Source organism: Acinetobacter sp. UBA2581 (assembly GCF_002339435.1).
Lineage (GTDB): Bacteria > Pseudomonadota > Gammaproteobacteria > Pseudomonadales > Moraxellaceae > Acinetobacter > Acinetobacter variabilis.
Map to the genome: position 1 here is coordinate 22665 of NZ_DDLD01000009.1, position 6338 is coordinate 29002.

Consider the following 6338-nt stretch of genomic DNA (forward strand, 5'->3'; position numbering starts at 1 on the left):
TCCTTAAATCCAGGCGTGGCGGGCAGGGAGTTTATGATTTAGGTAATAATCCCCAAGTGCATGCAGCTTCCAGCGGATCGGGTCATGCAGGGTATGCACACGGGCATTACGCCAATGCTGATCCAGATTGTGCTGACTGAGGCTGGAGCGACTTCCACCCAATTCCAGTAATTTTTCCGAGATATGTAGCGCAGCATCATTGGCATAGACCTTGGCTTCAGCAACCAGAATTGAGGCTTTGGCTGCCTGCTCATCAGTCACAGATTCCAGCTGATCCAGTTCATCCAGATATTCAGCGGCTTCATCCAGCAGTAAAATCGCGGCATCGAGCAGCACAGAAGATTTGCCAACTTCCTGCAGGGTATAATGTTCTAAGCTGGCTTTTTCGACTTGCGCATCGACAATTGGACGTGCTTTTTGTACGGCAGTCAGCGTATCGGCAAAAGCAGCTTCGGCAATGCCGACATCAATCGCGACCTGCATCAATTGGGAATAGGCACCGCGGTAGTTTGGTTGATTTCCTAACAGACGCTCATCAAAAATCAATAGCGGATCAACTTCGACATGCTGAAGTTTGACGGTACCACTTGAAGTCGTGCGTTGACCAAAGCCATTCCAATTGTCGATCACTTCCACACTTTCAGCATTGCGGTCGACAATGGTTAGTACTACATGGCCTTCTGGATGAATCGCTTTAATCGCCAGCCAATGGGCAAAGCTACTGCCAGTTGAATAGAATTTCTCGCCATCCACAAAATAGCGACCGTTTTCAAGGGTAAGTGTGGTTGCCAAGGTTTTAGTATCTTTAGTATTTCGTTCCGGGCCACCATTCGCCAGACGCTTACCTTTTAGAATTTCGTTATAAATAAACTGTTTTTGTTCTTCTGTGCCCATGATCTGGATCATGTTGAGTAATGCAATCTGGTTCTGCGGAATCTGTCCAACACTAGAGTCAGCTTTATTAATAATCCGGAATACATGCGCCAGGGTTTTATTGGTAACAAATGCACCGCCGTACTGTTTCGGAATGCGCATGCCACCCAGGCCTTTCTGGCTGAACAGGTCAATCTCAGCAAAAGGTAATAGACGTTGCTGATCACGCTGATTACGGCCTTCCAGGGCAAAGTCTGCAACCTGATAAGCAGCATTAATCGCGTCGAGATCATTTTCGATGATATGAACTTTTTCAGAAGTTAAACGAGACATAATGACATCCTAAATCGATGCCAAAACGTTACAGCGAAAGCTTTATGTAATTAAGCAATTGCTTTTGCAAAGTTTATGAAAAAAGCTATTTAGCACAAAAACTGCTAGATTCTTATAAATTTGGAATATAGTAACTAATTAAAATTAAATAGATTTTGAATAATTTCTTAATTTTAAAAAATGATTTTAAAGCAGTGCATATCTGCTTTATAGATAATCAAGACAAAAAAATGTATAAAAATACTCATCGTCGTGTTGAATAAGCAACATCTTTATTTTGAATAAAAAGTTCATTGTATTTCCAGTCTGGGGTGACTAAAGTATCCGACTAAATTAGATGGTTTTAATGCGATCTGACCTAAAAACAAGTATGGAGAATTTATGCGCATCTTATACCAGTTTCCACTTTCTCATTTTTGTGAAAAGGCACGTTGGATGCTGGATTACAAAGAGCTGGAATATATTGCGCAAAATCTGATGCCGGGTGCTCATCGTGCCTTTGCCCGCCTGAAAACCGGACAAAACCGTTTACCGATTCTGCGTGATCAGGAGCAATGGATTGTAGACTCGACCAAAATCGCTCTATATCTGGATGAGCAATATCCTGAACACCGTCTGCTACCTCCAGAAGCAAGCTTGCGCCAGCAGGCATTAGATATTGATGAAATCACCCAGGAATTAGGCCGCCATGTGCGTCGCTGGATGTTAGCTCAGGCTTTATCGCATGATAATGAATCAATGGACATCCTGATTGGTGAAAAAGGCTATCTGCGTCAGTTTGAAAAATTCTCCAAGCCATTGTTAAAAACCCTTTTGACCAAGGGTTATGCCTTAACTGAAGAAACACTGGAACAGTCCAAACAATTTATCAAGGATTCGGTTGAGCAGCTTAACCAGATCCGTGTGGAAAAAGAAGGATCTTATCTCGTCGGTTCGCGTTTCTCTCTGGCCGATATTGCTGTCTGTTCGATTCTGGCCCCTCTATTGGCTATTCCGGGAACGCCGTGGGAGAGGGAAAGCTTTGAATCGATGTCGGATGAATACCGGGAATATCAAAGTCATCTGGCTGAGTTGCCATTAGGGCAATATATTCAAAAGATGTATCGTAATGAGCGCAATGCCCGTGTTGATTGGCGTGGTGTATAAAATAAAGATGAAATATAAAAAACGCGCATAAAGCGCGTTTTTTTATGAGATTAGAATTAACCCCAAAGGGCTGGTTTGATCAATATCACTTGTTTTACTGAAGCCACTGAGCAGTGAGCTAAAGTCAAACTTCGGCAGGGAACTACCACTTGAGAGATTGGTAATGGTCTCTTTAATGGTTGGGAGGATTTCAGTAATGCTGATATTCGTAGCCGTATCAGTATTACTAATGCCGGAAATCAATTCGCTAAGATCAGGCAGTTGTAGGGACGAGTTGTTACCGACTAAATTGTCAACACTATCCGTGAATGCATCCAGACCTAAACCGTCTAAGCTTGGCACGCCAGAACCGAGTGACCCGAGCAGGTCGCCAATTTCAGGACACTGAACACCATCCAGAAGATCCGAGAATTGACCTTTGCTATCAATCAGCGCAATCACAGGTTTTAGTGCGGTAATCACATTGTTGAGGTCGCTGGATAAGGTGAGTAGTGATGGGTTATTCACAAAGTCCAGTACCACTTGTACGCCATTCAGGACATCGTAAAGCGTATTTACGATTTCTGCCTGATCAGCATCAAGAACGTCATTATTCGCTAATAGATTCAATAGTGGATTGATGCCTTTTAGTACATCCGCGATGGTGTCTGGCACATTACCTGAACCTGCAGAACTGATTGCAGATACCAATGTAGTCACACTACCAACCACTGTTGGTAAAACTTGCGTAAGTTGATTCATATCAATAGATGAATTACCTGTATCAATCGATGCAAGCAGTGGCATCAGGCTTTGCGCTACAGTTTGCGCAATGGTGCCAGCATCGATATTGCCTGAATTGCTAATTAGACCACTGAGCAAATCGGTAATAGCACCGATATCAAGATTACTGCTTGCATTGCTCATTAGGTTACTGGCTAACAGATTGACTGAACTGGTATCTAAACTACCTGTTGAGCCACCGATTAAGCCGCTAACTAATTGAACGATTTGCGTAATACCAATATCACCACCTTGCAATAAGTTGCCAGCCAGTTCAGCAATTTTACTAACATCCAGATTGCCAGCACTGCCACCTATCAATCCGCTGACCAATTTGATAACTGCATTTAAATCCAGGGTTAAGGTATTACCACCCATTAAGCTGCTAAGCAGATTGCTGATTGAACCTATGTCGAAACTGCCACCATTGGCTTTCGTTAACTGGCTAATTAAATCAGTGAGGGAACTGGGATTTAAACTATTGCCAGAAAGCAGGCTGTTTAAGAGAGAATCCAGGGAAGGAGGTAGAGGGGGTAGAACCTGTAATAGAACCAATAATGCCAGAAAGACTGCCACCCAATAAACCGCTGAGTAAACTCGTATTTTACGTCTCTGTCGTGAGCACGGGACTGAGTTTAATTTTAATTGAACTAAGAATACTAAAAGCCATAACCGTTCCTTGCGAATTTTTATCTTGTTATGTTTGTTGTGTGTTTTAGATAAACCGCTCAATTCTTATTCAATTTCTATACAAGTGTAAATCTAAGTTGGATTAATCATGCTTTGCAAATTCAGTTATCAGCTTCATAGTTTTTATTCATAAATAGTTTAGTGATAAATAAGAATAATTTATTTAAAAGCGTCGCTTATCGAAAATTTGTTTTATACGACGACCGACCATAAACATGGCTTAAAACTAGTCATTGAGATGTGTCTGGCATTTTTTTTCAAATAACTGGTAATTTACGAAAAAAATCACAATACTAAGAGTTAAATGATGATGTATTTAAATAAAATGGCAAGAGATTAGAGATGGAATTAGATCGTTTTGATAAGCATATTCTTGAAATTTTGACCCATGAAGATGTCAATCTAAATGAACTCTCTGAAAGAGTAAATTTATCTGTGAGTTCGGTGCACCGCAGGATCAAACATTTAATCGATCATAATATTATCAGTGGCTTGAAGCGCGAAATTAATTATCAAAAATTGGGCTTTAGCCTGCATGTGCTGTTGCAGGTTTCCTTGAGCAAGCATGATAGCGATACTTTTGCCAAATTTTTAGAAGAATTAGAAAATATTCCGGAAGTCATTAACGCTTTCCTGGTGACAGGACAGTCTGCGGATTTTATTGTCGAAGTTGTGGCACGTGATATGGAAAATTATAGTCAGATTCTATTAAGTAGAATTGGTAAGATCGAGCATGTTGTAGCGCTGCATTCCAGCTTCGTGATTAAGGAATATAATGTCTTTAACTGTAGTGGTCTTTTAAATAAGGTTTAAAATTCCAGGTATTTTTTAACAAATATAAAAAACGCACCCGAAGGTGCGTTTTGATCTGCTAGAAGATTAGGCATCAAGTTGCGCTAAAACTTCATCAGAGAATTCAACGTTGGTATAAACGTTTTGAACATCATCCAGATCTTCAAGCATATCAATCATTTTCATGATTTTTTTCGCTTGGTCGATATCTGTGATTTCAGCTTTGGTAGACGGGCTCATCACCACTTCTGCGTTATCAGATTTTAAACCTGCAGCAGCTAAAGCATCTTGTACTGTACCGAAGCTTTCTGGCGTAGTGATGACCAGAATTTCATCTTCATCCACTTCGATGTCTTCCGCGCCCGCTTCAAGTGCTACTTCCATGATTTGATCTTCTAAAGACACATCTTCAAAAGTAATCTCACCACGTTTAGTGAACAGGAAGGACACTGAACCGTTGGTACCGAGGTTACCATCAGTTTTAGTGAAGCAGTGACGTACATCAGGAACCGTACGGTTCAGGTTATCTGTCATAGTTTCAACAATAACTGCAACGCCGCCTACGCCATAACCTTCATAGGTTACTTCTTTCAGATCGTCGTTATCTTCACCACCGGCACCACGCTGAATCGCGCGATTGATCACATCACGTGTCATGTTTACAGATAATGCTTTTTCTACAACAGCACGTAGACGAGGATTACTACCCGCATCAGCGCCACCGAGTTTGGCAGCAGTTGTTAATTCACGAATGTATTTGGTAAACAACTTACCACGACTGGCATCTTGTTTTGCTTTACGATGCTTAATATTGGCCCACTTGGAATGACCCGCCATGCGAAATATGCTCCTTGTAGATTGGCTGTATGCCTATCGAATTGCGCCGATTCTACCATAAGCTCTTTTTTTGAAAAAAGAGTCTGGATTTGAGATTTAATGATAATGCCAAAAAAATAGGCAGTAAAACAGAAAGGCAAAACAATAAATGTAAATAAAAACTTAAGAAAATATTTGCTGAGAAAATACCTAAATAAGAAAAGGGCAGGAGAAATATTATTCTCAAGCCCTTTCATGGAGTGTTTATTCCGGGATAATGATATCTAGACCAACATTCTCTTTATAGAGCTGCTTGATTAAAGCCAGATCATGTGCAAGATCAGTCGGATAAATTTTGCCAAAAATCCCACCTTGCTTAGTCTTGGAATTGGCATACATAAGCACAATTGGCACATTGGCAGCTTTGGCAATATGCCAGAAACCGGTACGGATCGGTTTACGCGTTTCACCATTTTTGGCACGGGTGGCTTCAGGTGCGATCACCAGATTGAATTTTTCATTATTCTGAAAATGTTCAACCATTACGCTGACAATATCCTTATTCGCCTTACGGTCGACCGCGATACCACCCATGGCTTCCAGAATTGGTTTCATTGGGCCTTTGAACAGTTCTTTCTTGATCAGGGTATGAATTTTGATGTCATACATCTTAAAGAGCGCCAAAGATAGAACCGCATCCATCATGGATGTATGTTCAAATCCAACAATGACCTGTTTATCTTCGAGCACATCAGGTTCGACATGATATTGCCAACCGGCAAGTTTAAATGCAGATTCGCCAATAAATTTGTTGAGCATAAATAGAAAGAAATAAGAGCTAACGGTATGAACTGCATAATTTCTTCCTGTTCTTATTCACAGTCAATAGGCTTTATTTCAAATTCATTAGGGTGTGTTGACACTTT

General features: G+C 40.9%; 6 protein-coding genes. 2 read left to right on the top strand and 4 right to left on the bottom strand.

Annotated elements, in window-relative coordinates; genetic code table 11:
* Positions 1 to 3 precede the first annotated feature (3 nt).
* The gene (locus B3Q46_RS01170) at positions 4 to 1206 is read right to left on the bottom strand and encodes an SfnB family sulfur acquisition oxidoreductase (RefSeq protein ID WP_262736132.1); all 1203 of its coding nucleotides are present in this window, start codon (positions 1204 to 1206) and stop codon (positions 4 to 6) included.
* Between the two features lie 381 nt (positions 1207 to 1587).
* Between B3Q46_RS01170 and B3Q46_RS01175 the strand changes: the two genes are divergently transcribed.
* Complete coding sequence (locus B3Q46_RS01175; RefSeq protein WP_034703310.1) at positions 1588 to 2352, top strand: glutathione S-transferase family protein; 765 nt, start codon at positions 1588 to 1590, stop codon at positions 2350 to 2352.
* Between the two features lie 42 nt (positions 2353 to 2394).
* Here B3Q46_RS01175 and B3Q46_RS01180 read toward each other — a convergent pair whose 3' ends face one another.
* Positions 2395 to 3690, bottom strand: a complete 1296-nt coding sequence (locus B3Q46_RS01180) for a hypothetical protein (protein ID WP_262736131.1) — start codon at positions 3688 to 3690, stop codon at positions 2395 to 2397.
* A 456-nt stretch (positions 3691 to 4146) separates the two neighbouring features.
* Here B3Q46_RS01180 and B3Q46_RS01185 point away from each other — a divergent pair, with 456 nt between their 5' ends.
* On the top strand, positions 4147 to 4617 hold the full coding sequence (locus tag B3Q46_RS01185; RefSeq protein ID WP_004784091.1) for an Lrp/AsnC family transcriptional regulator: 471 nt from the start codon (positions 4147 to 4149) through the stop codon (positions 4615 to 4617).
* Positions 4618 to 4683: 66 nt separating this feature from the next.
* Here B3Q46_RS01185 and B3Q46_RS01190 read toward each other — a convergent pair whose 3' ends face one another.
* Together B3Q46_RS01190 and B3Q46_RS01195 are read right to left on the bottom strand one after the other, a co-directional pair.
* Entirely contained in the window at positions 4684 to 5433 is a 750-nt protein-coding gene (locus B3Q46_RS01190; protein ID WP_004784089.1) for a YebC/PmpR family DNA-binding transcriptional regulator, read from the bottom strand.
* Positions 5434 to 5676: 243 nt separating this feature from the next.
* Positions 5677 to 6231 (bottom strand): 1-acyl-sn-glycerol-3-phosphate acyltransferase, encoded by a 555-nt coding sequence (locus tag B3Q46_RS01195; protein WP_004784088.1) that lies wholly within the window; start codon positions 6229 to 6231, stop codon positions 5677 to 5679.
* Positions 6232 to 6338 lie beyond the last annotated feature (107 nt).